Origin of the sequence: [Clostridium] innocuum, from assembly GCA_012317185.1 — a bacterium.
GTDB lineage: Bacteria > Bacillota_I > Bacilli_A > Erysipelotrichales > Erysipelotrichaceae > Clostridium_AQ > Clostridium_AQ innocuum.
The window spans coordinates 307,314-332,313 of the sequence record CP048838.1 but is presented as its reverse complement, the minus strand read 5'-3'; the positions used below and the strand labels follow the sequence as shown (position 1 = coordinate 332,313).

Annotated in this window: 30 protein-coding genes and 2 pseudogenes; 9 read left to right on the top strand and 23 right to left on the bottom strand. The window is 42.0% G+C overall.

The features are described 5' to 3' along the window. The first annotated feature begins 35 nt into the window (after window positions 1-35). Window positions 36-1,289, top strand: a complete 1,254-nt coding sequence (locus G4D54_01700) for a hypothetical protein (GenBank protein QJA01217.1) — start codon at window positions 36-38, stop codon at window positions 1,287-1,289. Window positions 1,290-1,303: 14 nt separating this feature from the next. Then, complete coding sequence (locus G4D54_01695) at window positions 1,304-1,543, top strand: hypothetical protein (protein QJA01216.1); 240 nt, start codon at window positions 1,304-1,306, stop codon at window positions 1,541-1,543. A 132-nt stretch (window positions 1,544-1,675) separates the two neighbouring features. Here G4D54_01695 and G4D54_01690 read toward each other — a convergent pair whose 3' ends face one another. The 9 genes and pseudogenes from G4D54_01690 to tnpA all read right to left on the bottom strand — a co-directional run bounded on the left by G4D54_01690 (window position 1,676) and on the right by tnpA (window position 8,225). Further along, entirely contained in the window at window positions 1,676-2,734 is a 1,059-nt protein-coding gene (locus G4D54_01690; protein QJA01215.1) for a hemerythrin, read from the bottom strand. Next, window positions 2,727-4,448 carry a hydroxylamine reductase gene (gene hcp, locus G4D54_01685; protein ID QJA01214.1) on the bottom strand — a complete coding sequence of 574 codons (1,722 nt, stop codon included), beginning with the start codon at window positions 4,446-4,448 and terminating at the stop codon, window positions 2,727-2,729. Before hcp ends, G4D54_01690 begins: the two co-directional genes overlap by 8 nt. Before the next feature lies 1 nt (window position 4,449). Beyond that, on the bottom strand, window positions 4,450-4,752 hold the full coding sequence (locus G4D54_01680; GenBank protein ID QJA01213.1) for a cupin domain-containing protein: 303 nt from the start codon (window positions 4,750-4,752) through the stop codon (window positions 4,450-4,452). A gap of 60 nt (window positions 4,753-4,812) precedes the next feature. Next, window positions 4,813-5,403 (bottom strand): Crp/Fnr family transcriptional regulator, encoded by a 591-nt coding sequence (locus G4D54_01675; protein ID QJA01212.1) that lies wholly within the window; start codon window positions 5,401-5,403, stop codon window positions 4,813-4,815. A gap of 23 nt (window positions 5,404-5,426) precedes the next feature. Further along, on the bottom strand, window positions 5,427-6,257 hold the full coding sequence (locus G4D54_01670) for a M55 family metallopeptidase (GenBank protein QJA01211.1): 831 nt from the start codon (window positions 6,255-6,257) through the stop codon (window positions 5,427-5,429). Window positions 6,258-6,270: 13 nt separating this feature from the next. Continuing rightward, complete coding sequence (locus tag G4D54_01665; GenBank protein ID QJA01210.1) at window positions 6,271-6,591, bottom strand: nucleotide pyrophosphohydrolase; 321 nt, start codon at window positions 6,589-6,591, stop codon at window positions 6,271-6,273. Window positions 6,592-6,758: 167 nt separating this feature from the next. After that, complete coding sequence (locus G4D54_01660; protein QJA01209.1) at window positions 6,759-7,085, bottom strand: hypothetical protein; 327 nt, start codon at window positions 7,083-7,085, stop codon at window positions 6,759-6,761. Window positions 7,086-7,395: 310 nt separating this feature from the next. Further along, window positions 7,396-7,551, bottom strand: a pseudogene (locus G4D54_01655) (histidinol-phosphatase). 290 nt (window positions 7,552-7,841) lie between these two features. Further along, window positions 7,842-8,225 (bottom strand): annotated as a pseudogene (tnpA, locus tag G4D54_01650) (IS200/IS605 family transposase). A gap of 30 nt (window positions 8,226-8,255) precedes the next feature. Here tnpA and G4D54_01645 point away from each other — a divergent pair. Genes G4D54_01645 through G4D54_01625 form a run of 5 tightly spaced genes read left to right on the top strand, consistent with a single transcriptional unit; the run spans window position 8,256 to window position 11,127 of the window. Further along, window positions 8,256-8,654, top strand: coding sequence for a hypothetical protein (locus G4D54_01645; protein QJA01208.1), 399 nt, complete (start codon window positions 8,256-8,258; stop codon window positions 8,652-8,654). Between the two features lie 57 nt (window positions 8,655-8,711). Beyond that, window positions 8,712-9,506: a hypothetical protein gene (locus G4D54_01640; GenBank protein QJA01207.1), complete on the top strand. Its 795-nt coding sequence runs from the start codon at window positions 8,712-8,714 to the stop codon at window positions 9,504-9,506. After that, window positions 9,500-10,015, top strand: coding sequence for a hypothetical protein (locus tag G4D54_01635; protein ID QJA01206.1), 516 nt, complete (start codon window positions 9,500-9,502; stop codon window positions 10,013-10,015). Before G4D54_01640 ends, G4D54_01635 begins: the two co-directional genes overlap by 7 nt. 13 nt (window positions 10,016-10,028) lie before the next feature. Beyond that, window positions 10,029-10,637, top strand: coding sequence for an ABC transporter ATP-binding protein (locus G4D54_01630; GenBank protein ID QJA01205.1), 609 nt, complete (start codon window positions 10,029-10,031; stop codon window positions 10,635-10,637). Next, window positions 10,621-11,127 carry a hypothetical protein gene (locus G4D54_01625; protein ID QJA01204.1) on the top strand — a complete coding sequence of 169 codons (507 nt, stop codon included), beginning with the start codon at window positions 10,621-10,623 and terminating at the stop codon, window positions 11,125-11,127. Before G4D54_01630 ends, G4D54_01625 begins: the two co-directional genes overlap by 17 nt. 346 nt (window positions 11,128-11,473) lie before the next feature. On the opposite strand, the gene G4D54_01620 is transcribed toward G4D54_01625, so the two are convergent. Together G4D54_01620 and G4D54_01615 are read right to left on the bottom strand one after the other, a co-directional pair. Continuing rightward, complete coding sequence (locus G4D54_01620) at window positions 11,474-12,985, bottom strand: histidinol-phosphatase (protein QJA01203.1); 1,512 nt, start codon at window positions 12,983-12,985, stop codon at window positions 11,474-11,476. Next, window positions 12,963-13,274: a hypothetical protein gene (locus tag G4D54_01615; GenBank protein QJA01202.1), complete on the bottom strand. Its 312-nt coding sequence runs from the start codon at window positions 13,272-13,274 to the stop codon at window positions 12,963-12,965. Before G4D54_01615 ends, G4D54_01620 begins: the two co-directional genes overlap by 23 nt. Window positions 13,275-13,638: 364 nt before the next feature. Here G4D54_01615 and G4D54_01610 point away from each other — a divergent pair, with 364 nt between their 5' ends. Both G4D54_01610 and G4D54_01605 read left to right on the top strand, forming a co-directional pair. Next, window positions 13,639-14,334 (top strand): VanZ family protein, encoded by a 696-nt coding sequence (locus G4D54_01610; GenBank protein ID QJA01201.1) that lies wholly within the window; start codon window positions 13,639-13,641, stop codon window positions 14,332-14,334. 263 nt (window positions 14,335-14,597) lie between these two features. Then, window positions 14,598-15,527, top strand: a complete 930-nt coding sequence (locus G4D54_01605) for a family 43 glycosylhydrolase (GenBank protein ID QJA01200.1) — start codon at window positions 14,598-14,600, stop codon at window positions 15,525-15,527. A 25-nt stretch (window positions 15,528-15,552) separates the two neighbouring features. Here G4D54_01605 and G4D54_01600 read toward each other — a convergent pair whose 3' ends face one another. The 12 genes from G4D54_01600 to G4D54_01545 form a co-directional block, all read right to left on the bottom strand. Next, window positions 15,553-15,948, bottom strand: coding sequence for a PTS sugar transporter subunit IIA (locus G4D54_01600; GenBank protein ID QJA01199.1), 396 nt, complete (start codon window positions 15,946-15,948; stop codon window positions 15,553-15,555). Continuing rightward, the gene (locus G4D54_01595) at window positions 15,948-16,751 is read right to left on the bottom strand and encodes a BtpA/SgcQ family protein (protein ID QJA01198.1); all 804 of its coding nucleotides are present in this window, start codon (window positions 16,749-16,751) and stop codon (window positions 15,948-15,950) included. The genes G4D54_01600 and G4D54_01595 overlap by 1 nt, the downstream gene beginning before the upstream one ends. Then, complete coding sequence (locus G4D54_01590) at window positions 16,741-17,727, bottom strand: translation initiation factor eIF-2B (GenBank protein ID QJA01197.1); 987 nt, start codon at window positions 17,725-17,727, stop codon at window positions 16,741-16,743. The genes G4D54_01595 and G4D54_01590 overlap by 11 nt, the downstream gene beginning before the upstream one ends. Window positions 17,728-17,736: 9 nt before the next feature. After that, the gene (locus G4D54_01585; GenBank protein ID QJA01196.1) at window positions 17,737-18,453 is read right to left on the bottom strand and encodes an amidohydrolase family protein; all 717 of its coding nucleotides are present in this window, start codon (window positions 18,451-18,453) and stop codon (window positions 17,737-17,739) included. A 12-nt stretch (window positions 18,454-18,465) separates the two neighbouring features. After that, window positions 18,466-19,281 carry a PTS system mannose/fructose/sorbose family transporter subunit IID gene (locus G4D54_01580; protein QJA01195.1) on the bottom strand — a complete coding sequence of 272 codons (816 nt, stop codon included), beginning with the start codon at window positions 19,279-19,281 and terminating at the stop codon, window positions 18,466-18,468. Between the two features lie 4 nt (window positions 19,282-19,285). Continuing rightward, complete coding sequence (locus G4D54_01575; protein ID QJA01194.1) at window positions 19,286-20,035, bottom strand: PTS sugar transporter subunit IIC; 750 nt, start codon at window positions 20,033-20,035, stop codon at window positions 19,286-19,288. A 21-nt stretch (window positions 20,036-20,056) separates the two neighbouring features. After that, window positions 20,057-20,524 carry a PTS sugar transporter subunit IIB gene (locus tag G4D54_01570; GenBank protein QJA01193.1) on the bottom strand — a complete coding sequence of 156 codons (468 nt, stop codon included), beginning with the start codon at window positions 20,522-20,524 and terminating at the stop codon, window positions 20,057-20,059. Then, entirely contained in the window at window positions 20,521-21,267 is a 747-nt protein-coding gene (locus G4D54_01565) for an amidohydrolase (protein QJA01192.1), read from the bottom strand. The genes G4D54_01570 and G4D54_01565 overlap by 4 nt, the downstream gene beginning before the upstream one ends. Before the next feature lie 398 nt (window positions 21,268-21,665). Then, on the bottom strand, window positions 21,666-22,397 hold the full coding sequence (locus G4D54_01560; GenBank protein ID QJA01191.1) for a GntR family transcriptional regulator: 732 nt from the start codon (window positions 22,395-22,397) through the stop codon (window positions 21,666-21,668). Window positions 22,398-22,708: 311 nt separating this feature from the next. Beyond that, window positions 22,709-23,668: an alpha-ketoacid dehydrogenase subunit beta gene (locus G4D54_01555; GenBank protein ID QJA01190.1), complete on the bottom strand. Its 960-nt coding sequence runs from the start codon at window positions 23,666-23,668 to the stop codon at window positions 22,709-22,711. Between the two features lies 1 nt (window position 23,669). After that, on the bottom strand, window positions 23,670-24,602 hold the full coding sequence (locus tag G4D54_01550; protein QJA01189.1) for a transketolase: 933 nt from the start codon (window positions 24,600-24,602) through the stop codon (window positions 23,670-23,672). A gap of 100 nt (window positions 24,603-24,702) precedes the next feature. Then, a complete protein-coding gene (locus G4D54_01545; protein QJA01188.1) occupies window positions 24,703-24,981 on the bottom strand; it encodes a PTS sugar transporter subunit IIB in 279 nt (92 codons plus the stop codon). Between the last annotated feature and the right edge of the window lie 19 nt (window positions 24,982-25,000).

The window sequence follows — 25,000 nt, the reverse complement described above, 5'->3', positions numbered from 1 at the left end:
CCTGTGCTATACTATGAAAAAAGGAAGTGCATAGCATGAAGAAAATCGGACTGGCGCTGCTGTGTCTGCTGATGGCCTGCGGGGTATCCGCTATGGTACTGTACGGTATCTGGAATCAATACAATCCCACAGCGATTATCGGCAGCAGCATACAAACGGAAAACACGGATGTAAAGAAAGTCACCGAACAATGGTTTGCTGAGTTTTTCAAGCAATATGAAGGACCTTTTGTCCCCTTTGAATTCCGCATCAGGGATAAAAGAGTAAAAACCATTGAAGTCTTAAATAAGGAAGAGGGCTTTGTACAGCTCGATTATGAATTCAGGCCCGCAAGCGATAACCCTTATGTCACATCCTACTATACCGCCGCCTTGCAGGAGAACGGCTGGTATGTAGCGCAGGTTGTATTACAGCTTGAGAAAACATTGAATGGATATACTGTAAAAAACAAAATGTCACCGGTACAGTATCAAATCCAGACAGACCCTTCCCTGCGCAAACCGCCAACCACGCATTACGCGATGGCTGACAGGAAGGAAACCTATGCATTCTCTCAAAATCAGCTGTATGTCACCTATGATGCAGGGAAAAGCTTTACCGAGGTTCCGGTACCCTATGAGGATATCGCAGGTACAAATAACAGTACCTACAATGAACTGCTTCCCGCACATGGATATATTGTAAGCAGGGACTTTACTGCCTTTGTCTGTTATGACGAAACCGGAAGCTACCTGCAATACAGTGAAGATATGGGAAAGACATGGGAAAAAAGCAGAATTATTTCAAGAACCTATCGCGGAGATACGCTTTATCTGTCAAAAACGGAAAACAGCTGCTATATCACACTGGCGACAGATCGTTCACTCGGTCATGAGTATTACAGCACGTTTAAAAGCAGCGATTTAAAAACCTGGAAGCAGCTGTCTGGTAAAGTATTGAATGAGAAAAGAGACATTATCTTTCTTTCCGATGAAACTGCCTACATCGGCGCCGGAACGGATGAACAGGGAAATCCGCTTGTATACTATACAAAGGATGATGGAAATACGTATACCACACTGACAATCCCTGCTCATGAGGTGGAGATATTGGGCAGCAGCTTCAAGCCATTCGTTCAGATGGAATATGTTTATCAGGAGAAGGGAATAACCTATATGATCGTCGCTCAGGGTACAGACGGCGATTATATAAAGAATAATGCTCTTGTCAAAGGACGCTATAAATCAAAGGACGGCATCAATTTTACCTTCGATAAAGAAATCAGTGACTCGCCGACACTGGCAGGTTAGATAGGAGAACCGATATGAAAGCATATATAAGGTATGGAAGCATTGCGCTTATGATTGCATCCCTCATCCTAACAGGCTATCAAATGACCTGCGGAGCCGTACTGTTTATCTTTTACAATGACAATAAAACCGCCCTGCTTTATCTCCTCAGGGGAGGTCTTGCGACCCTCATCTTCCTTCTGCTGTTTTATCAGAAGGAGCTGAAGCAGCTGTACCTGAAGCATAAAGCAGATACGTCAGGCTCTCTGGAATAAGCACCTGTATAGAAAAAGCCTTTCTACCGGATATCAACACCGCTGTGAAGAACTTCATTGCCCGTGTCCTTACACCTGTAGAAAGGTTTTCTTTTTCTCTATGACAGGAAATCAGATGTAGCTATGCATCCATCAGGACAGCTTCAAGAACTCCCTTAACTCCTCCATCCGCTCATACTCACCATGTGCATCGAACGCTTTCTGAATCTCATCCATCGCAAGCTTACGCACCGCATAGGGATACGCCACACTGTTTTCCTTTTCAATATGACGTTCAAGCAGATCAATATATGCCTGAATGAAACCGATCAGACGTACACAGACCTCCTCAGTGACATCCTTCTTTAGCAGCTTCTTCATGGAGCGGATGTAATATCTTGCGAGATCATGCTCCACAAGCATTCCCTGTTCGACAAGGAGTTTCCCCTGCGGACTTGCCTGCTTCAAACGGCTGAACACCAGCTCCTCCTCCTTCTGATGATGAAAGACATCCGCATATTCCTGTAGATAATCAAGACAGTTTTTCAGCCATTCTCTGTCCACCTGCTTTGTCCGCAGTATGGATAGCGAGTATTCCTGCATGGCAGCCAGCAGGTGTGAAATCATTTCATGCTCATATTCCAGCTGTTCCACCCATGTACGGGACACAGCATCTTTATATAAAACTGCTTCCTTTGCATACTCCTCATATACATAGCCTGCCGGAAGCATTTTTTGAAGCAGCTGTTCCCGCTCCCACAGCCATAAGGAAGGATTTTGGTAATACTGCAGCTGGGAATCATTCTTCCATACAATACGTGCATGTGTATCATCCTGCACTTCCATGATCAGGTTACGTTCACAGGGCATTCCATGTAGAAACAGTGCTTCGATCTGCTTCAGCAGCTGTGTCAGATCGCCATCCACTGTATGCCGCTGTCCAAAGCCTGCAATCACCTGCGCAGCAGCCTCTTTTCCCTGCGCATGGACAAGACGCTCACTTAACGCAGCATGCTCGCGCTGTACCTCTTTCATTATTTCCTGCAGGCTTTCATGAATGTTGGTTTCATCAATCAGATCTGTCAGCTGCAGCCTGTGACAGCGATGCTTCTGTTCCCTGTGCAACGCACTGCACAAGGCTTCATTCCATTCGCTTAGAAAACAGATGCGCTTATACAGCAGCTGATGAATTCCTCCCAGCCGCTTACTCATGACGGTACTCCCGTATGGCTGCGCACACCTCATCAACGTTCAGGGCATGCAGCTCACAGGCATCGCGTAAGGATTCAAGCTGAGCGCTTGGACATCCCAGACAGTGAAAGCCTGCTTCATACAGCACATCCTCCATCCCCTCATCCAGCTTCAACAGCTCAGCCATCGTCATATCTCCATAGGATGGTTCACGTTTCGTAATACCGAAATTCTCCATATCTTTTTCAACCTCCTGAATCGTTTTGATTCCATAGCTCTCCTTTAGCCACTGTACAACTTCAGGACTCAAAAAGGCAGGCAGCGTTGGCCCCAGATGGATATTCTTCACACCCAGATGCAGCAGTGCCAGCAATACGATGACCGCCTTCTGCTCATACCATGCAATGTTATAGAGGATTGGCAGCTCATTGATATCCTGTAAGCCAAAGGCCTCCTTCAGTGCTTCTGCAATCAGTACCAGAGAATAGGAATCATTGCACTGTCCCGCATCCAGCACACGGGGAATCCCGTTGATCATTCCCAGATCAAGCTTCAGATAACGGTATTTTGCACATCCGGCAGTCAGAATCACCGTATCCTTTGGAAGTGCTCTGGCGAAATCAGTATAGTAGCTTCTGGAGGCATGCCGTCCATCACAGCCTGCCATAACGATAAACTGCCGGATATCCCCGTTTTTTACGGCTTCCACGATTTGATCCTGTAACGCCATGACCTGTGCATGTGCAAAGCCGCCGGTTACACTTCCTGTTTCCAGCTGCTGCGGTGCAGGACAGTGTTTCGCCAGTTCGATAATACAGCGGAAGTCCTTCCTTCCATTCACTGCTTCTATATGCTCAAGTCCGTCATATCCGACAACACCGGTTGTAAAGATGCGCTGCCTGTAGCTGTCCTTTACCGGAATGATGCAGTTGGTTGTCATCAGAATCGGCCCGTTGAATGCTTCAAATTCCTCATTCTGTCTCCACCACGCATTTCCGTAATTCCCTTTGAAATGCTCATATTTCTTAAATTCCGGATAAGAATGCGCCGGCAGCATTTCCCCATGTGTATAAATATCGATTCCCTGTGAGCGTGACTGTTCCAGCAGCTCCTTTAAGTCATGCAGATCATGTCCGGATACCAGAATACCCGGACGGCTTCCTGTTTCCAGAGATACCGTGGTGATTTCCGGCTGACCATAGGTGGCTGTGTTTGCTTCATCCAGCAGTGCCATGGCCTGTACACCCATCTCGCCGGTCTTATCAAGCAATGTCAGATACTCCTTTTGTTCGTGATCCTCCAGCAAATATACAAGGGTGCTGCGGACAAAGCTGCTCAGCTCAGCTTTCCGGAATCCCAGCACAGCTGCATGCGACAGATAGGCGCACAGCCCCTTCAGTCCGTACAAAATAAGCTCCTGCAAGGAACGCACAGTCTCTTTCCGGTTCTTCAGGCATCCCTCCCGTGTCAGCTCCTCCACAGATTTTCCGGTATATGTTTTTTCAATCGCCCTGCGGATATCCGCTGTGGAAAAGTTAGCATTCGTTATCGTCATGAACAGATTGTTCATAAGCTGTTCGTCCGATGCTGTATCATATAATGCGGCATACTGACTTGCCCGTATCAAGGCATCCTGCAGATTGGCGCACGCTGCACTTTTCCCGCACATGCCCTGTACGGTACATGCCGTCTCGTTCATCGTTTCCTGGCACTGAAAGCAAAACATTTCTTCCATATTACCGCTCTCCCTTCTGTATCAGCAGCATACGGCTGTTTGTGTCTGCACGCAGGGCATGTACAACAGATGCCGGAAGATGAACTGCCTCCATACCCTGTATTTCCTTTTCTTCTCCATCAACGGTGAATATAATACGTCCCTCCAATACGATTGCCAGCGCTGCCCGCGTACTCGTATGTTCCTGGATTTCCTCTCCCTGAGCCAGTGCAAACAGCGTTGTGCTTCCGTTTTGCGTCAGTACTTTCGACACGATAGCACCGTCCTGCATTCCTGCCATTTCCTGTATTGTTTCTGTTTTCACAGATATCGCCTCCTTGCTTACGAAGCAAGTATATCGCGCAGACAGAAAAAAAGCGGTAATCTATATTACCGTTTTAAAGTTTCCATGCTCATCAAGAACCAGAAGTCCGTCATCCACCATGCGATACAGCTCTCTGGAAAGAGCCGGTCGGCTGACACCGAGAAAGCTTGCCAGCTCATGGCGCTTCAACAGGACATCGGGATGCTGCTGCATATATTCCATGATTTTTTCACGCAGGCTGTCCTTCATTAACAGCTTCAGCTTCTGTGACAGCGTATATGCTTTTTGTGAAAGCATGACATTCAGATTCCGGCTGATTCGGGGAAACCGGTGCAGCACACTGCGGGGAATCATAAGCACCGTGCTTTTCTTCATCGCTTCCGCAGAAAAGGGAAGCTTTTCATCAATAAACAGATAAACCTCTGCAAAGCAGTCCATCGGCTCCCGTATGATGGTCAGAATATTGCGGGTACCGTCCGGTGTATCATCAAAAACACAAACCGCACCCTCCAGCAATACATACAAATATTTGGGCGTGTCTTCCTTATGGAAAATGATTTCCCGGCGCTGAAACGTTTTCGTGACAGACTGCGCCTTCAGCTCTGCGACCTCCTCCGGTTTCATCTGATCCAGAATATGCATCTGCTTCATGGCTTCACCTGCTTTCTCTGCTTTTATGCGGCAAATGCATTGCTTATTTTTATAACAAAGCGAAGATACCGGTATACTTCATCATAGCTGTCCTTCTGTATGCGTACCGTGCAATCCGATATCCGTGTCACGCCGTCCATGCGGGAAACAAAATCGGCATTGCGTTCATGATGAAAGGTGATATCCACACAATGTGGTTTTTTGGCATAGACAGGCGCTTGTCCACAATGTGCTTCCATGGATGAAACGGCACGCTCATAGCGTTCCTCCAGCATTTGCCAGCTGCAGGAAAGGGCACACTGGGAAGAGATTGCACGCTTGGTTTCCACATAAGCAAACGGCATCGGCAGTTCCTCCTTCAGCTGTTCCTTCAACAGATCATCGCCGCTGATGAGCACGATCGGAACACCATATTCCCAGGCAAGTCGGGCATTGATGCCGCTCTCTCCCATTTCCTCGCCGTCAACGCGGATGCTTCTCACCAAGGTTCCCCATATCGTGTGTGCCATGACGCCGCGGGTATTGCTGCGACAATGATATCCGACAAAGCATACACCGTCAAAGGTATCGTCCAGTCCCTCCATCATCCCATATTCCTTATAGGCACCATTGCTTACCACCATACAGGCACGCGGGTCCAGTCTTGATGCGCTCAGATTATCCATATTGCCATGACCGTCATTCACCACGACTTCCTCAGCTCCTGCCGTAAACAGCTTATCAATCAACAGGTTTACCTCCGAAATCATATTCGTGCGGTATTCCTCATACTCTGTGCCATTCTTCGCAGTATGTGCAAAGGCCCCGTTTCCCCAGATTCCTTCGATATCCGCAGAAATATACAGTTTTTTCATAGCTGCCTCCTGTTTATTCATATGCGTCATACTTCGCTGCATTTCCTCTGGCTTTTTCCACAGGATACTTCTTTTCATTCTTTTCCATTTTATCCAGAATGATGTCTTCCATATTCACCTGCAGCTTATCCGCGAGCTGCATACAGTAAATCATCACATCCGCAAGCTCCTCACACACCGCGCGATGTTCATATTTCTCCGGATCCCACTGAAAGCATTCCAGCAGCTCCCCTGCCTCTATGCAGATGGATTTTGCCAGATTATCCGGCGTATGAAACTGATCCCAATCGCGATCCTTTACAAAAGCTCTTACTCTTTCGATTGCTGTTTCCATAGTATACCTCTTTTCTTTATGTTCTATTGTCTTTTTGTGTAGTACAGCTTCTGCAGCTGTATGCATCCAGCGCTATTGTATCATATATCCTTACTGTCGTGTATTCCCAACACATACCGTTCTACGATATGCAGACCTTACAGTCTTTAACAGACCGTCTTGCAAGCTCATGAAGCTGACCCTCTGTGCCTGATTTTTAAACAATTAACAATCAGGGTGATCAACAGCAGCAGATACAGGAGCAGGACAAAACTGATAAGGAATAAAAATTCCAGCGGCCGACCATATCCCTTTGTCGTTATGATCCAGATCAGAAGCACAGCACATGCTATGTGGTTCATCCGCCCCCAGATGAAATAGCGTTTGTCGCATACCTTCTTCTTTTTCAGCATGGAAAGCGTCCCCACTGTCAGCATGATGGAAATCGCCAGTCCGTGCATAAAAATAGGTATCAGCGTGGCATTTTGGTTGAAATCTGTAAGATATAGGTTCATTGAATACCCCTTTCCTGTATCGTGTGCACGATAATGATAAATGTGTAAATTGCCTTTATCCGATGAGGAGGAGCAGGAAATTGCCGTGAATCCGATGGTTTTCCATACCGGTAAACGGATGCATCTGCATTATTTATAGCATATATCGTACAGCTTGTATAGGATGAAATGCTTAAGCATTCTTAAGTCGATATAGGGTACTTCTTTTCATCATAAAGCAGGGATACGCCCTTATGATGTAGGCAGCTTTGCAACGCAGCTGAAAAAAGACAGAAACCGGCTTGTATGGCTTCTGTCTGTTCTTATCTTCTTACATACGTGCATGCAGCATCATATCGATTAAGCCTTCTGCCTCCTTTGGACAGTTGCATCTTCCGATGCGTGTGTTTCCTTCCATATTATAGAAGCCGCTTCCCGCGCTGACGAGCAGCTTACGGTCTGTCGCAAGCTTTAACAGACTTGCCATAAGTAAGCGTAAGTATACTTAATTCTGAAATGAATGTTGAATATAATTAATTCATCTTTGTAGAGGAATCAAAAGTATATGCTTTTTATATGATAGTTAAGAATGACGGTAATTGCTTGAATATTATCATAATCAAGATACAATAAAAGAATAAATATCCACTAGCATAGCTGGTGTTTTTACGTAATCGCCCCAAGGAGCTCAAATTCAAGCTACGCTTTCCAGCATAACAATACGTATTTGCATTTCTATTTACGATTACCTGTAAACGAGTCCTCTATATGGAGAATCTATTGTTCACTCAATTCATCTTCTTTCAGTCGCTGCTCTATACATGCTTTGATTACTTTGTCATTTTTCCTACTGTATTCCTCTACACAAGAATGATCTGTTTCTATAATTGTATTTCATGCTTCTCCATTTCTGATATATCATAATACTGCTTTTCCCCTTCAGAAATCCCATGAATCCTGATACTGTCATTTTCGGCGGTATTTCCACTAGCATATGTACATGATCTGGACATACTTCTGCTGTTATTATTTTTCCCCCTTCCAATCACATAATTATCTTAATATAACTCCAATTTCCAGCCTCTTTTCTCCATAAAACACTTTTCTTTTATATTTGGGGGTAAACAATATGATACGAGCTTGTAAACAAGGTGATAACATGTTATAATTAACTAAAGAAAGGGTGGTACTATGAAAAAAATTTTTGTATGCTTTTTCACCTTAGTTGTTGCTTTAACGACAACTCTCTCAATATCTGCTACTCAATGGTCTTCAAAAGAAACGCTAAATGTCCCAGCTTGGGGTGCTTGGAGTGAAAGAACGAAAACATCTACTAAGAAAAACAAAGCTTGTGACTATGGTTATATTCATCTATATTCTAATAATACAGGTTGGACGACATATGGAGACTTTTATTTCCATGGGGAACGCCGTTCCAATTCATATTATTCTTTAGCGGAAGGTTATGATAAAAGAATTTATTATTTAAACGGATACAAGTCCAAGGATTGGTGGATTGGCGCAAGAGTTTCCTCTTCTAATGTAAATTTTGGAGGTCAAGTTTCCATTAATTTTACACCGACAAATTAAATGAATACATAATAGAAAACCGAAGTCTTTCGGTTTTTGTTATAAAAGGGGGCCATTATGAAACAAAAAAAACACTTAATAATCTTATTTACTGCATTAATTACTCTCAGCTCCTATGCTGTTTTTTATGCAAAGGATTTTTTCCAATATGCAAATGAATGGAATTTATTCTCTGTTGGTATTCGTATCTGGGATTTTAATTTAAATCTTATATTTATTCTGTTACTATTGCTTATTCTTCCTAACATTCTGCTATATAATATATTCGCACTACATGAAAATGGCGCAGAAAACATCGCAATATTACGAATCGGTATAAAAAAATTTCACATCCGTAATTTGAAAAAACTTCTAGCAGAATCTTTTCTTTCCATATCTTTATTACATTGTTTCATTCTTTTAGGTATATATTTTGTTTATCATCCCTCATTGTCTATTCATTTTATTCCTGATGATTATTTATTATTTTTTAAAAATCCCATTATCAATTATCTCTTGTTCTCACTATTCAGTTGCCTAGGCTTCACTCTCTTTATCATTTTTGTATATGTATCCATTTTCTTTATTAAAAGGCGATATTTCTTTCACCTTTATCCATTATTGATAATGATAGGTAGTGTAGTTTTAGTGAATTTAGTAATAAGATTAAGTGTAATTATTTTTCAATATAAATCAATACCTTTACCCTTACGGTTATTGACAAATGCAATTTTACCTACAAGTTTGATTTGTCCTGGAATGTCATTGCTTCAAATAGGGTATTTAAATTATCTTTCTGCCTTCATATTTTATATATTCTTTATTTCTATATTGTATGTGCTTTTAAAGAGATGGAGAAAATACTTATGCTGAGAAATTACATAGTATCTCTTAAGAGTAAATATATCCTATTATATATTCTTTCTATTTTGATTTTTTTCCTATTTCTATATGAAAGCGATTCGAAGATTGGCTTTATATCATACATAGGGAATAACTACTTGCCTTTAGTTACGTGTTCGATATTTTTTTCCTTTAACTATTGGAGGGCTAATTGTTTATATGCTATGAAATATCACATATTCTTAAGGATCAAAGAAAACAAACTTGTAACTCAAATCTTATGCATAGAGTTTCTTAATTCTCTTATTTTTATCATCATAACTTATATACTTCCATTTTATAATCAACTTGCATATATGCCAAAGATATATATGCTATATTTGATTAACATCAGTATCCTATACCTTATGATTAGTTGTTTAAATACTGCCGCTCTTTTTGTTAGCAAAAGAATAACTAAAATATTATTAATGGCACCATTTTTATTAATGTTTGTGTTTCATTACTTAATCATGCTGCCTATACTCGAAAAATTGTGAAGGAGACAATCAAATGATACAACTTGTAAATATTTCTATCGCTTTTCATAATGTTAGCATTCTACGTAATGTAAATATGGATATTCACAGAGGTGATTTGATTCATATCACCGGATCAAATGGTTCAGGAAAATCTACTCTTTTAAAGATAATTGCTGGTCTTTTAAATGCAGATAAAGGTGAAGTAATAATCGAAAATAATGATATTGAAATAGGTGCTTTAATTGAAAATCCTGCGTTTATTGAGAACGAGAGTGCTGAATATAATTTGAAATTCTTATATGATCTGAAAAACAGTTACGATAGAAAAACTGTTCAAAGCTATATGGAATATTTTGATTTAACTTTAGAAGATAAAAGGGCAGTAAAAAAATATTCAGTAGGTATGCGTCAAAAACTTGGTATTATTCAAGCTATTATGGAAAATCAGAATATTATCTTATTTGATGAGCCTACAAGAGGTCTCGATAATACATCAAGCAATAAATTTATTGAACTTGTAAAGAAATTAAATTCTGATAAGAAAACTATTATTATATGTGCTCATGATGGAGTTGACGAAATCCCTTTCAATAGGAAATTTACTATAGATAAGGAACAATTATATGAATGTATTGATTAGAAAGCACAAATATCTATTAGCTTACAGTTTGCTTTTTCCTATCTCCTATTTATTATTAAACTACAATAAAATATTTTTCAATCAGGTAGTTTACGGTATGCCTACGAACATTTTAATGATATGTCTTACTTGTCTCTTCTTGTTATTTGAAATACTATATCTTTTTGATACTACATTTGACTTTATGAATTTAAAGTATGAAATAGAAATTCGAAAACCTAATTTGCTTCGTGATTTAATTATTAAAAAAAGTTTGATAAGTGATATATTTTTAGCAGTAATACAACTTATTTCTTGTTATCTATTTTCTCATCATATCTATATAGGCTTTATTATGATAGATAAAGCAGGGTTGTTATTTATTTACTTGCTATTACTCAAAATAAAGACGACTAATGACAAAAAAGTAGACAGTATCATAATATTTATATTCATGATTATTCTTCATTTATGCATTGAATATTTATATGGCCTTTTAACTATCTTTTAAAATCGTGTTACTTACAGGTGATAGTAGCTTCTTATTCATTAAACTATTTTTACATTGGACTTCGCCAGAAAGAGTGGAATAAGGTAACTTATATTAAAAAAAATAATTCATTATAAACACCCCTAATACTGACTACAGCAGCTATATATAAAACATTAATATTTAACTTTTAAGGGTTCATAGGGATAAAGAGACATAATAAATAAAAGTATTACGTAATGATTGTAATGACTCTTCTCGTATAAGTTTAAGTCACTAATTGGAAGGAGTCCTGTAGATAAACGACTTTTAATAGTTACAAGAACAGACAAATTCATCCTCTATGAATCTGTCTGTTCTTATCTTCTTACATACGTGCATGCAGCATCATATCGATTAAGCCTTCTGCCTCCTTTGGACAGTTGCATCTTCCGATGCGTGTGTTTCCTTCCATATTATAGAAGCCGCTTCCCGCACTGACGAGCAGCTTACGGTCTGTCGCAAGCTTTAACAGACTTGCCATTTCCTTCTTTGTATGCATTGGATGGAAGACTTCAATTCCCTGTACACCCATGCGCAAAGCCTCGTCCAGTAGCTCCGGCTCCTGTACCAGCAGCTTTCCTGGATGGGCAAGCACAGAGATACCGCCCGTCAGTTCAATGACATCCAGTACATCCTTAAGATATGCATACTTCACAGGTACATAGCATGGCTTTCCGTATGCGAAGTAATCTTTATTCAAAGCTCGCCATCCGAATTCATCTCTGCGATACGGCTTTAAAATGGCACAATCATCAAATTCCGGTCGATTCAGTACATGCTTGGCAATCAGTTCACCGCTCAAACGCTGGAACCGGTTGCTTTTCAGAAGCCGTTCCTCATCAATATTACGTCCCAGCAATGCCTCAAATCTGCGGACACGGTCAATGCTGGCCCTCTTCTCATTCACCAGACTTTCATTTTCAATATGTGCGAATAATTCACTGTTATACTGAATGAAATAACCGAGAATACGCACACGTCTTCCACGCAGATCACAGTTGATTTCAATACCCGGAATATAGGTTACACCATACAGCTCACTCATTCTCACCGCAATACTGTTTGCCTTTGCACAGTCCAGATCGGTTATGGAAACCGTCCGAATGTGGTTGCGCTTCGCATATTGGAAAATCTCTTCGACATTATACTGCCCGCGATCGGAGAAATTGGAATGAATATGCAGATCCATCGTATTCATAATCAATTCCGGCTGCTCAGCCTGTTTCGGCAGCGGCTGCTTTACCGCCTGCGGAGCTTTTTCTTTTTGTACAGGCTGTTGTGCTTTCTCTAATGCAACAACCCGTGTTCCAAGAACAAGATCGATCAAAGAGCGATGACGGCTGTCCGCAAGCGTAAACAAACCGTTCAACCCCCAGTATGCAACAACACCGAATGCATTTGTAAAATACATCAGAATGATAAACGGAAGATCGAAGCCTACAAGCTCCCGCAGAAGAAGCTGCTGTCTGCTGGCCCTGCGCCCGCTTTTCTTGACCACCTTAAAGCCGAACATGCGCATGCCGACACTCTGTCCGCCGGTTTGCCGGTAAATATAGCTGTTCAGAAATAAAATAGAGATAACAAGCAGCCCCCCGATAAAGATGCTGATCAGCTTAATGCCGGAGATGCTGATGATATTTCCCAGCACGGCAAGCAGAATAATATTCCATAAAGCAATCGGACACAGCATGATGCTGACATCCATACAGAATGCAAGCAGCCGATCCTTACTGTCCTGTACATTCAGCGGACGAATGCCGTCCACAGCCAGCTGATATTGTTTTTCTGGTGTTTTCCTCATTTTTTTCATGCCTTCACCTGTTTTCCTTCTCTTCATACGTTAACAGTCCTGTCTTGACACAAAGCGTGCCCAGCAGCCCCGACAGCACAAAAGACACTGTCAGTATATAGATACATTTGATATCAATTGTTCTTCCCTGCAGAAATCGCAAGCTGGTACCAACCGCCGCCGCAACGGACAGCAGGGGTATGAGCATATATTTTTTCAGGCTTCCAGTATCAAGCTGATACTCTGCCCCGCAGGCAGGACAGCGCAGATGCACATAGCCCTTTATAAAATGCAGTTTGATAGAAGTACCGCATTTTTCACATGTAAATATCTTCATCCTTGTTTAACCTCACAAAGATATTATACTACAGAATCCGCATTTGTATATGGTATTTCCCGTCTTAAGAAAAAGTTAAAGATTCCCGTACAGTTGTCTGTACCATGCTTTTTCATCCTATATTTTACACGGGGATATCCGTTACAGTATATGGTATCGCCCTGTGATTTAGTAGAAGAATCCGTTGAAGTTTTTCTTCCATGTCCAACAGCTTTTCCAAAAAAACGACAGGATGAGAAGTTCTGCTGCCGCTTTCTTCGCTTATCTTATTTCTTTCGACAAACATAAGAAAATATTAAGGCTTCTCCTCTTGTGGAAATATCCGTTCTCCTATATCATATATACACATGAAGGGAGTTTTTGCATGTCCATGAAATATAAAAAAGAGCTGTCCTATGTATGCCTAGGCATATCCATAACGGCAATGCTGCTTTATTTTTATCTCACAATAGAAAATTATCTGAACTTCTCAGGAATCGTTATGTTTTCTGTCCTCATATGCTCGACACTGATCCTTGGTGTCTGCCTGCAGAACCGTCTCTATGATACACAAAAGCAAACAAGAAATCTGCGTCTCATGTGGACCGTCCTGTTTTCCTTCTATATATTTCAAATGATCTATATCCTCTTTTTTGCCAGTGAGTTCGCACGAGATTATGTAGACCTGCGCTCGCAGTCCTATCCGGATGCCCTGCGAATGCAATGGGAATATGGAACCAGTCTGAAGCCGTTCGCAACCATTCATCAGATGATGGCGATTTTCGATATGCCGTATGTGGACAACCGGATTGCCGTTATGAATCTGCTGGGTAATTTTGTCGCCTTTATGCCGTTTTCCTTTTTCCTGCTTTTACTTACTGACTGGGCGAAGCGTCCTGTGAAGCTGCCGCTCCGTATGGCATTTATCATCATCATGGTAGAGATTCTGCAGTTTTTTACACTGAGCGGTACTATGGATATTGATGATTTTATCCTGAATTTCAGCGGTGTTCTGTTGTCTTATATAATTTTACGTTTTACTCCGTTGTATAAAAGTCTATCTGTCTTTTTGAAAAAGTAAATAGTATTTTCCATTCGGCTCATACTTCGTTCACTAGAATCTAGCTTTGTGATCTTCGCCTAGACAAACAAAATCAGCGTATGGATTCACATTTAATCAATTCAGGAAACTTAAAAATAAAGATACCAAAGCAGGTTGAAATTATAAAATTTCGTTTTGATACACCAAAAGCATATCTCTATATTGATATCCATTGTATGTTATAGATGCATCCCTTATAATATTGCTATGCTTACAGACTGACATGAAAAAGGAGCTTAACAATGAAAAACAAAACATTATGGACGGATACCGAAGGAAAGCCTATACAGGCACATGGCGGAATGATACTGCAGCATAAAGGAATATATTACTGGTATGGAGAGAACAAGGATACGGAAACAGTTAATCGTCACGTCGATTTTATTGGTATTTCCTGTTACTCCTCTGAAGACTTGGAAAACTGGAGGAATGAAGGTATTGTACTTTCACCGGTAGTAAACAACCCTGCACACATGCTGTATACCAAAAACATATGTGAACGCCCCAGAGTATTATATAATAAAAGCACCAAGCAGTTTGTAATGTATACCCATGCGGATACTGCAGATTATTACTATGCCGGTGTTAATGTTGCGGTAGCAGCTTCTCCAACCGGACCATTTGTCTGGCTAAAGAGCTTTCAGCCCAACCGGCAGGACAGCAGGGATATGACGCTGTTTCAGGATCTGGACGGCAGTGCCTGGCTGATTCACAGTGCAAATTACAATAAAACAATGAATATTGCACGATTAAGTGATGATTATCTGGATGTTACCGGTTCCTATATCAGTATTTTCCAGGATCAGGAGCGGGAGGCACCGGCCATCATGTATTCCCATAACCGCTACTACATGATTACTTCCGGATGCAGTGGCTGGGAACCCAATCCCTCCTTATATGGCATCTGTGACCATTTGATAGGACCATGGAAGCTGATCGATAATCCTTGCACCGGTCCTGCATATCGTACCACCTTTGACGGACAGGGGACCTGTATTTTCTTTGTGCAGAATCAGCCCTATGTATTGCTGGATCACTGGCACCCGGATGATTTGCGCTCCTCTGCCTACAGCATGCTTCCGATTCAGATATCAGATAACGGAGGATTAAAGATTGAATGGCAGGATGAAACGTTCTTCACAAATAGCAAAAGAAGAGAAGGAACCTCATAAAAGGTCTTTCTCTTCTTATTTTCATTTACTGCTCCAATGACATTTTCATTAACGCTTCCCTTGCGTTATCAATGCTTTGATCAAGCAGCTGATCCACATCCTCTGCATAATCCCTTGATAAAACCAAATCCAGCAAAAGAGGAAAGTTCGTGCCGGTTACCGCTCTGGCATAGTCATACTGAAAGGTAGCCATTGCGGCAGCTTTAAAAGGAGAGCCGCCCGGCAAGTCAGTGAGGATAATGACATTTCCGTCGATAAACCTTTCCACTTCCTTATTCACCGTGTCGCACAGGTCTTCAAAGGAGGTTCCCTCCTGAAAGCTTATGCAGACAAGATGCTCACACTCCCCATTTAACAGCTTCAAGGAGCTGTACATCCCTGCAGCAAAGTCACCATGACCGCAGATGATAAGTCCTGTCATTACGATCTCCCCCGTTTCTTTTCTCTGGCCTTTTGCACACTGCTCATGAAAATCTCTGCACGCTTTGGATCAATTGGATTTTTCATATTTCCATTTTTCACCCATGTTGCGACCGATACACCATCATAGTATTGCAATAGCTCTTCAATGTTTTCGCCATTGGCGCCTCCACCTAAAATTACCGGTGTATCCGGAAGCTTTTTACGTACAGCATGTATCATTTCAAGGCTTTCCTCCTTGCTTTTGCCGGATACAAACAATCCATCCGCAAAAGCCTCATGCACTGCTTCCCATGCTGCATCATCAATCGGCTTACCACCTAACGGGATTCCATGAACCTCCTGTATATCCGCATATACGGGAACCTTGGAGCGTATTCTCTTACGCAAGGCTGCGATTTCAACACACTGTCCCTCCAATATACCTGCACTTGTAACATTTGCGCCTGTAAACAGATGCTCCACACGCACAAAATCGGCATGTACGGCATCCGCCACGGCAAGGCTGGCAACGCCATCCCAATTCACAAGAACACCAAGGATAAGCTGCGGATACTGATGCTTTATTTCATATGCGATACGCGTCATATAGGCGATTGCCTCCGGAGCTGCAATTTGCTTGATTGGCATATCGTTCATATTTTGTAAAATTACGCCGTCAAAGCCATTATCCACAATCATTTGTGTTTCTTCCAAAACCTCTGCAACGATATCATCAATCGTTTTATCCTCATGCCGGTAGCTTCCAGGCAGCGCACTGGGCTGGATCATGGCAAATGCCGTACAATCAGGTTTAAACATCATCTGCACCTCTCAGTTCTTTTATATACTTCATGCTTATATCATACATTTGCGTAGCCGGAATTACTCCCTGCTCCGTGATGAACGCCTTGATAAACCCCGGCGACACCGCAAGCAGCTCCGGTGCTGTATAATCAATGGTTCCCTTCACCTGCTTCGGATTTGCCACAGGCTCCAGCTTGCTTCGCAAATCGTTTATCACCGTACATTTCTCTTTTCCATACACAGGACGTACATCCAGCTTGATCAAAGGGGATATAAAATACAGCGGCACATGAAAATAATCACAAAGCAGACCGACAATATCAGATCCGGTTGTATTGAAGCCCGTACCATCCGGGTATATGCTCTCTGCCCCCATAAAAACACCATCACAGGATTTCATATAATACATCATGCTCGCATCAGGAATGAAATGAATCTGATGTCCTGCTTCAAGACATGGCTGAACGAAGGGAGCACCGCCATTGATCACACGGCTTTCCGGTATATAAATACGCTTGGGACCGTTGATTTTACGCAGGAATGCTTCCACACTGCTGGAATAATCATATACCATGATTGCAGACATACGATTCCCTATTTCCACAGCATAGGAAACAGCGGTTTCTGATGCGGCCGTACAATCCCGCTCATATTGCTTTTTCACATCTATAATACACTGTGCATAGGTACGAATATCACGTTCCTCATGCTGTCTGTATCCGGCAGTCATCAGATAGACAGCATTCGTTATCGCCTGCGATGCCTCTCCTCTGGTATGAATAAAAAACTGACAGACCTCCTGGATTCGCTCCAGCATTTCCGCTATCGTACGATTCGTTTCAACACTGTCAACAGCAATTTGCTCAATCATTTTCCCAATCATTTGAATATGCTTGCTAGCCCCTAATACTCTTTGCTCAACAATGTCATCAAAGTCCTTCACAGCAGCAGCCGGAAGAGCTTTCCTCGCCTTTTCTAAATTTACTGTATACATTCTTTTTCCTCACATCTGCAGCAGACGTTTGGCATTTCCATCCGTAAACATCTGCAGCTGATCCTCTTTCAAATCAAATAAATCAAATACCTCCACAGCATTTTTTGTAAAACGCTGCGGATAGGTTGTTCCGAATACGATCTGTTCTTCACGAAGCTGCCGGAATGCCTTTTTCAGAATCTGCATTTCATACTGATTACTCGTTTCTACATATGCATTTTTATTACGCTTTACAATATCCACGCAGCTGTACCCGTAATCAAAGCATCCCATATGCAAATAGATAAACGGTATTTGCGGATATCTTCTTGTATACGATTCCCACTGATGCGGCAAGGCCTTTGCGCCAATACCGGAAAATACCTTAACAGGCAAACCGCGCTCCTGCAGCATTGCGAACACCTCATCCAGAACAGGACAATCATCGGGAGCATAGCCATGACGATATGAATCAAATTCTATCATACGGATTTCTTTCAGCGAGCAGGCATGTCTTGTATCCTCGAGAATCGTAGATAGTGCAGGATTCAGCACTGCACATCCGATCAAACGCTCAGGGTATTCCTTTACCAGCTCAGCAATTTTCTGGTTTCCGTCTTGCACATCATCATAGCGCATATCTGAAATAACACGCCGATTGATATGGAAACGGTCCATATCCCGCAAGAGCTTTTGCACACTGCCTTCTCCACTGTCTGTTTTTAAATGCGAATGAATATCTATCATCAGAGCACCTCCTTAGCCAAGAATGCCTGCATAAACTGCAAGTATAGCAAACACCATTGTGAAGAAAATCAGTTTAACTGCCGAGATTTTTTTCTTTGTTACCAGATAATACATCAGGAAGGTATAGGCCAGACCCAGAACACCCGGCATCAGACCATCCAATGTCTTCTGAATATTGATAACTGTCTCACCGGACTTTATTTCAATCGGAATGTTCATAACAACCAGAGCCGGTATGAAGCCTCCGACAATCGTATAGGCAGCGATTGCGGCAATATCTGTAATTTTGGAAATCAGACCACTGGAGTTAATTTTTTCAACAAGCTTGATTCCCTGCTTATATCCCTGAAATACTCCCAGATAGCGGATGCCCAGGGAAACGATACTCATACCGATAACAAAGAATATCGGTCCTACCCATCCCAGATTGGCATGTACAAGAGAAATGGCAAGACTTGCCAGAATAGGTCTTGCTGTACCATTCAGCAAGGAATCCCCAAGGCCTGCAAGAGGTCCCATAAGGGCAGTTTTTACCGCATTGATTGCATTGGGGTCCATATCTGGATCATTCGCGTGCATTTCTTCCATTGCCGCAGCAATTCCGACAGGAATAGCACTTGTGATATCATTTGTCAGAAAATATTCCATATGCCGTTCATAAGCCTCCCGCTTATCCTCATCATTGTCATAGACCTTTTCAATGACCGGCATCATAGCCTGAGTAAAGCCGGCATTTTGCTGGCGCTCATAGTTATTTGCTCCACGGATTGTAAGCTGACCGCGGAATACCTTCCATAAATCTTTTTTTGTTAATTTCTTTGCTTCCATTTGCCTACTCCTTTCCCTCATCTGCAAGTTTGAAATAGTAATACAGTGCCGCAAAAACAACAGCCAGCAGTGCAATACCTACCATATTGATCTGCAGATAGGCCGCAAAGAAAAATCCGAGAAACAGGAACGGCCACATGGTATGATTTTTGATAGAGCTGAGCAGTAAAGCAAAACCGACAGCACCTACCATATTTCCTCCTACAGATAATCCGGTTATAATCTTATCCGGAATCGCTTTAATGATACCTGCTACAAAATCGGCACCAAAATATACAGCAAGAAAGGTTGGTACTCCATAGAGAAGGGCATTCATCGCCATTGTAAAGACGATATTGTTCATAACCAGCCCTCTTGTATCCAGTATTTCAATCGCATGCTCCGCTCTATGCATAAACCATACATTGATTACGGAATTTTGCACCGTCTCCGCAATCTGACCTATGAAGGATACAGGAAGTGCAGTTGCTACTGCCAGATCTGTCCCTCCGCCACCCAAAATGGCTACAGCAGTTGCGATTGCTGTTGAAATCGTGGGATTGGGGGGTACTGCTGTTCCAACAAAGATAACAGCAAGAAACATAAGCTCAACGGTTACACCTACCTGCAATCCGGTATTGAAATCCCCCATGATAGCACCAACCAGTGGTCCAATAAATATTGGGCGGAAGATGTGTGTCTGTGTTGTATGTGCATCAATAAATGCAATTGTCACAGCCAGCGCGACAAGAAATGCCTGTAAAAATAAACTCATAAAATTCCCTTCCTTTCTAAATTAAAGCAGATTTACCAGAATCTGTTTATGCTCATTTGGTACAGCGCGTACTTCAACCTCCACCTTTTCTGCAAGAAGACGAATATCCTTTTCTTCCTCATCATTCAGCCAGCAGTTCCCCAGAATTTTTCTTTTCCCCTTTTTCATATTGATATTTCCGACATTTATACTTTTTACATCGCTGCAGCTGTCAATCAAATACAACGCCTGCTTCGGACCGCGTACAAGCAGCAGTGTTTTTGTATCACTCTCGTCGTTTTGAATCAGCTGCTTTGCATCCTCAAGACTCATAATTTTTAAATCAACCTTTTTCGGTGTTGCCATTTTGAGGAGGGACTGCTGCAGGGTATCCTTCGCAGCCGCATCATCCGCAACCAAAATCTGCTTAGCATCACTATGTGCTATCCAAGCGGTTACCACCTGTCCGTGAATCAGTCGATCATCAATTCGAAACGTAGTTATGTTCATATCTGTTCCTCCCTTACTCGCTTCCATAATTTTTCAGCATTCCGATAAAAAATATCAGCGCGCTGCTCTTCTGTTAATTCCAACTCATAAAATTTGCTGATCTCCATATTTACCGGCTTATAGGGCCAGTCCGTACCAAAGCAGACACGTTTCGATCCCAGCACAGCTATCGCTTTTTTTAATACCTCTACATCCATTTGTCCGGAGCTTTCCACCCAGACATTCGGCAAATCCTTAACCGCTTCTATCGTGGACATCCCAAATTCATAATACCCGATGTGAGTGAATACAAAACGGACATGCGGATGCTTTTTGGCATATTCTGCCCAGACATAGGGATTGCTGATTGGTGCAGTACCGACATGGGTTTGCACATGCACACCATAGGAATCGATTTTGTCCAGCAGGCGATCGAGGGATCCGGAATTATCCGGATAATAGCCATGCTTCCAGGAATGAAACTTCACTGCACTCATGCCATATGTCCCAAGGCATAGGTCTATTTCATTTTCTGCAGCTGCATCCTTTGGATTGATAAACGCATAGCCCTCAATGACCTCTGGATATTCCTGCATTGCACGGTAAATCAAATCATTCTGCTCTCTTGTAGATATCCCTGAAAGACAGCTGATACCGACCTTTTCAATACCATAAATCTTCAAATCTGTTACCAGCTCGCTGGGTGTGTTTTCATCTCCGGAGCTTGTCTTCCCTAAATGGGAGTGAATATCATAATACTTCAAGTCGTCTCCCTCCTGTTCTAATCATGATATAACATGTTACAGCCATATAATAACTTATTATATCATGTTTGTCAATATTAACTGTATGAATTACAAATTTTGTTATCTATGTAAGCCTTTTACATAAAAACATGCGGTATAATAGCTGTTTACTTGTTATATCATCGAAACAAAAAAGTAATGGCGGACTGGATTATATGCCCTTTTTTATTCTATTTACTTATGAAGCAATACGGTATGCATTACTTTGCTGTAAATTAAAAAGAGCAGCAAACAACCGTTCACTGCTTTCATCAAAAATATGACATATTCATTTTCCTCAACGGGATATCATAAGCATGCAGACAGACTCGTGAAGCCACAGAGTGAAAGCCTACTGCAACAGATCAATAAGCTGCTTATAGCTCATCCTTTTTCAATGTAATGATATATTTGTATTCATCCGCTTTATAGGAATTTATCGATAATTCCAGCGGCCTGTTCTTGTAATCATAAGTGATTCGCTCTCTCCTAAATAACGGCTCTCCTTCATTCATATAAAGCTCTTTCCGCAATGCCGTAGATGGCATTACCGCCTCTATGGATTCTACTGCACGCTCTATATGGAGACCCTGTTCTTCATATAAGGCATAGATTGATGTTTTTTCATTCAATACATCTGCGTGTAGTTCAAAACCGGTTTGCCTCGATATAAACTGTTCATTCATCCCGATGATTCTTCCATTTTTCAAGCGCAGACGTTTCAGGCGGTAAATATCAGCGCCCTCCTGAAGCTGTAAGTAATCACATACGATTCCGGAAGCTTTCATTTCTTCAAATTCCAAGATAATAGAAGAAGGCCGTTCCCCGGACTTCATAGCATCCTGTGAGAAACTGCTGACACCGACTAAATCGGTATATTTTCTATTCGCCAGCACCATAGCACCTTTCCCCTTTTGCACTTTTATAAATCCGGCAAGCTCCAAATCCTGAAGTGAACGTCTAATCGTTATACGGCTGACATTGAATTCCGCTTGTAAGGATGCTTCTGATGGCAGAAGCTCATTTTCTTTATATACTCCATTTTCTATTCGTTTCTGCAACTCCTTGTAAATCTGCAGATACAGCGGAGCACCTTCTTTTTTCTGCATTGTTTCATCCCCTTTCCTGAATGTAGTTCCCTTTAAAATATAACACAACATGTTATAAAAATAAAGATAACATGATATAACATCTTCTCTTTTTTAAGGTTTTACTTCGTTCATGTGATAAAGAACACTTAAAAATGGCAGAACCATGTATGAGAATGAAGAAGGACAGACGCAGAAGCCTCATAGTTTCTGGAATTTCCGGTATATCTATTGCATAGCATTTTATGTGTTAATTCACTGATATAATACATGTTGTCGAAGACGGATATGCATACAAAAAGGAATCAGATTCAGACTGATCCCTCTTTGTATTATTTCAATGTGTTTTCCACTGTCTGAAGCAAATCCTCTGCAGTTAATCGGAATTCCTTCTGCAAGAATTCCGGAGTACCTACTGCGCCGAAGCGTTCTTTAACACCATGTCGTTTGAACTTTACAGAGATATTGTTCTCCGCAAGAACCTCTGCGACAGCACTTCCCAGACCACCGATAATCGAGTGATTTTCAAATGTTACAACAGCCTTTTTCCCTGCTGCCTCACGAATGATCAGCTCCTCATCCAGCGGCTTGATGCAGAACATATCAATGACTTCCACGGAAATTCCTTGTTTTGACAATACTTCCGCACAATCCAGTGCATCGCTCACCAGCTGTCCGGCAGATATAATCAAAACATCGCTTCCTTCTCTTACAATGTTTCCTTTTCCCATTTCAAAGGTGGAGCCTTTTTCGTATACATTGCGTACATCCTTACGATTTGCACGGATATAATGCACACCTTCCATCCTTGCGAATTCTCTTATGATCCAGTCCAGCTGTACCTCATCGGCTGCATCGCATACCACAGCATGCGGAATTGCGCGCATCAGAGCGACATCCTCCCATGTAGTATGTGTACCCCCGTTTGGCCCTGCCGTAAATCCGGGATCCGAACCGTATATGTTCATTGTATTACCGGCATATGCACCAGACAGGAAAATCTGATCGTAGATTCTTCTGGAAGCAAAGGGTCCAAACGTATGTAAATACGGTTTGAAGCCTGTCACAGACAGCCCTGCCGCAACACCTGTCATGTTTGCTTCTGAAATACCGCATTGAATGAACCGGTCCGGATTGCTTTTCTGAATCTTGGTAAAGCCGCTTGCACCGCCAAGGTCAGCTTCCATTGCCACAACCTGAGCATCGCTCTTCATCATATCCTGCAGTGTTTCCACGACAACCATACGCAGCTCTTTCCCTTTTTTACTGCGGTCTTTGCTGAGAGTAAACATTCTACTGTCCCTCCTTTTCAATAAATTGCTTTAAATCTGCAATCGCCTTATGTGTTTCATAGATAACTTCATCACTGTTGAATTTAACAGAATGATTGGATACCATTTCTTCAAAGTACGGTACACCCTGTCCTTTGATCGTATCCAGAACGATACATACTGCCTGATCCTTTACCGCTTTGGCCTGTTCAATTGCCGCATCAATCGCTTCAATGTCATTTCCCTTTACGACCTGAACATCAAAGCCGAATGCCTTCATCTTATCAGGAATACTGAAAGGATTCATGACATCCTTCGTATACCCGTCAAGCTGCCGCTTGTTATCGTCAATAATCACGATACAGTTATTCAGCTTATAATGAGCAACATACTGGAAGGCTTCCCAGCACTGCCCTTCATTCAACTCGCCATCTCCCACAATCATGTAGACATAATGACTTGATCCTTTCATACGCAGCCCCGTCGCAATACCTGCAGCAGCACTTGTACCCTGTCCCAGAGATCCGGTTGTCATGTCAACACCCGGAGTTTTTGTACGGTCGGGATGACTTGGAAGTCTTGTACCACCATCATTCAGTGTCATCAGCCATTCCTTGTCGAAAAAGCCCTTCTCTGCCAGCGCACAGTACCAGGCAGGTCCCGCATGACCCTTTGATAAAACGACCATATCGCGATCCTCCATCTTCGGGTTTTTCGGATCCACATGCAGCTGTTTACCATACAGAACACTCATCAGTTCAACGATGGATAGAGAACCTCCCAAATGTCCGTATCCTCTGTGTTCCAGCATTTCCAGTATATCCATTCGCAGTTGTGCAGCAAATACCTGCAATTCCTTCAGTTGTGATGTTTCCAATGCTATTACCTCCTTTTCAGATAGCGTGCAAGCCTTCAGGCAATGTATGGTACTGCTCTTTTTACGTTCGCTGTACAATTAGCGATGCTCCAGTTTTCACGCTTATTTCTGCTGTTTTTTATCAAAAATTTGTGAAGAAAAAGAAGGATGGAAGAAACAGCCTTCTTTTTCCGTTTTTTTAAAGACCGAATACTTCTTTCAGCTTGGTTTCGATTTCATTCATATCCATAAGCTGATTTAAGATGATCTTGTTTTTGTAGCTCGTCATCTGAGGTGCAAGGTCTGCTCCGATGACAAACAGGTCAGCACTTCCTTCTGTTACTTCACCGATTGCCGTATGCTCAACCTTTACACCGGATACACCCAGCTTCTTCAGAGCTTTTTCGACATTCATGCTGACGATCATGCTGCTTCCAAGTCCCTGTCCGCAGCAACACATAATGCTTCTGATTTCCATAATTTATTTTCCTTCTTTC

Excerpts from the sequence above, each read along its gene's own strand:
- G4D54_01700 (QJA01217.1), top strand. The coding sequence starts at position 36 with ATGAAGAAAATCGGACTGGCGCTGCTGTGTCTGCTGATGGCCTGCGGG.
- G4D54_01695 (QJA01216.1), top strand. The coding sequence starts at position 1,304 with ATGAAAGCATATATAAGGTATGGAAGCATTGCGCTTATGATTGCATCC.
- G4D54_01690 (QJA01215.1), bottom strand. The coding sequence starts at position 2,734 with ATGAGTAAGCGGCTGGGAGGAATTCATCAGCTGCTGTATAAGCGCATC.
- hcp (QJA01214.1), bottom strand. The coding sequence starts at position 4,448 with ATGGAAGAAATGTTTTGCTTTCAGTGCCAGGAAACGATGAACGAGACG.
- G4D54_01675 (QJA01212.1), bottom strand. The coding sequence starts at position 5,403 with ATGAAGCAGATGCATATTCTGGATCAGATGAAACCGGAGGAGGTCGCA.
- G4D54_01670 (QJA01211.1), bottom strand. The coding sequence starts at position 6,257 with ATGAAAAAACTGTATATTTCTGCGGATATCGAAGGAATCTGGGGAAAC.
- G4D54_01665 (QJA01210.1), bottom strand. The coding sequence starts at position 6,591 with ATGGAAACAGCAATCGAAAGAGTAAGAGCTTTTGTAAAGGATCGCGAT.
- G4D54_01660 (QJA01209.1), bottom strand. The coding sequence starts at position 7,085 with ATGAACCTATATCTTACAGATTTCAACCAAAATGCCACGCTGATACCT.
- G4D54_01645 (QJA01208.1), top strand. The coding sequence starts at position 8,256 with ATGAAAAAAATTTTTGTATGCTTTTTCACCTTAGTTGTTGCTTTAACG.
- G4D54_01640 (QJA01207.1), top strand. The coding sequence starts at position 8,712 with ATGAAACAAAAAAAACACTTAATAATCTTATTTACTGCATTAATTACT.
- G4D54_01635 (QJA01206.1), top strand. The coding sequence starts at position 9,500 with ATGCTGAGAAATTACATAGTATCTCTTAAGAGTAAATATATCCTATTA.
- G4D54_01630 (QJA01205.1), top strand. The coding sequence starts at position 10,029 with ATGATACAACTTGTAAATATTTCTATCGCTTTTCATAATGTTAGCATT.
- G4D54_01625 (QJA01204.1), top strand. The coding sequence starts at position 10,621 with ATGAATGTATTGATTAGAAAGCACAAATATCTATTAGCTTACAGTTTG.
- G4D54_01620 (QJA01203.1), bottom strand. The coding sequence starts at position 12,985 with ATGAAGAGAAGGAAAACAGGTGAAGGCATGAAAAAAATGAGGAAAACA.
- G4D54_01615 (QJA01202.1), bottom strand. The coding sequence starts at position 13,274 with ATGAAGATATTTACATGTGAAAAATGCGGTACTTCTATCAAACTGCAT.
- G4D54_01610 (QJA01201.1), top strand. The coding sequence starts at position 13,639 with ATGTCCATGAAATATAAAAAAGAGCTGTCCTATGTATGCCTAGGCATA.
- G4D54_01605 (QJA01200.1), top strand. The coding sequence starts at position 14,598 with ATGAAAAACAAAACATTATGGACGGATACCGAAGGAAAGCCTATACAG.
- G4D54_01600 (QJA01199.1), bottom strand. The coding sequence starts at position 15,948 with ATGACAGGACTTATCATCTGCGGTCATGGTGACTTTGCTGCAGGGATG.
- G4D54_01595 (QJA01198.1), bottom strand. The coding sequence starts at position 16,751 with ATGATGTTTAAACCTGATTGTACGGCATTTGCCATGATCCAGCCCAGT.
- G4D54_01590 (QJA01197.1), bottom strand. The coding sequence starts at position 17,727 with ATGTATACAGTAAATTTAGAAAAGGCGAGGAAAGCTCTTCCGGCTGCT.
- G4D54_01585 (QJA01196.1), bottom strand. The coding sequence starts at position 18,453 with ATGATAGATATTCATTCGCATTTAAAAACAGACAGTGGAGAAGGCAGT.
- G4D54_01580 (QJA01195.1), bottom strand. The coding sequence starts at position 19,281 with ATGGAAGCAAAGAAATTAACAAAAAAAGATTTATGGAAGGTATTCCGC.
- G4D54_01575 (QJA01194.1), bottom strand. The coding sequence starts at position 20,035 with ATGAGTTTATTTTTACAGGCATTTCTTGTCGCGCTGGCTGTGACAATT.
- G4D54_01570 (QJA01193.1), bottom strand. The coding sequence starts at position 20,524 with ATGAACATAACTACGTTTCGAATTGATGATCGACTGATTCACGGACAG.
- G4D54_01560 (QJA01191.1), bottom strand. The coding sequence starts at position 22,397 with ATGCAGAAAAAAGAAGGTGCTCCGCTGTATCTGCAGATTTACAAGGAG.
- G4D54_01555 (QJA01190.1), bottom strand. The coding sequence starts at position 23,668 with ATGTTTACTCTCAGCAAAGACCGCAGTAAAAAAGGGAAAGAGCTGCGT.
- G4D54_01545 (QJA01188.1), bottom strand. The coding sequence starts at position 24,981 with ATGGAAATCAGAAGCATTATGTGTTGCTGCGGACAGGGACTTGGAAGC.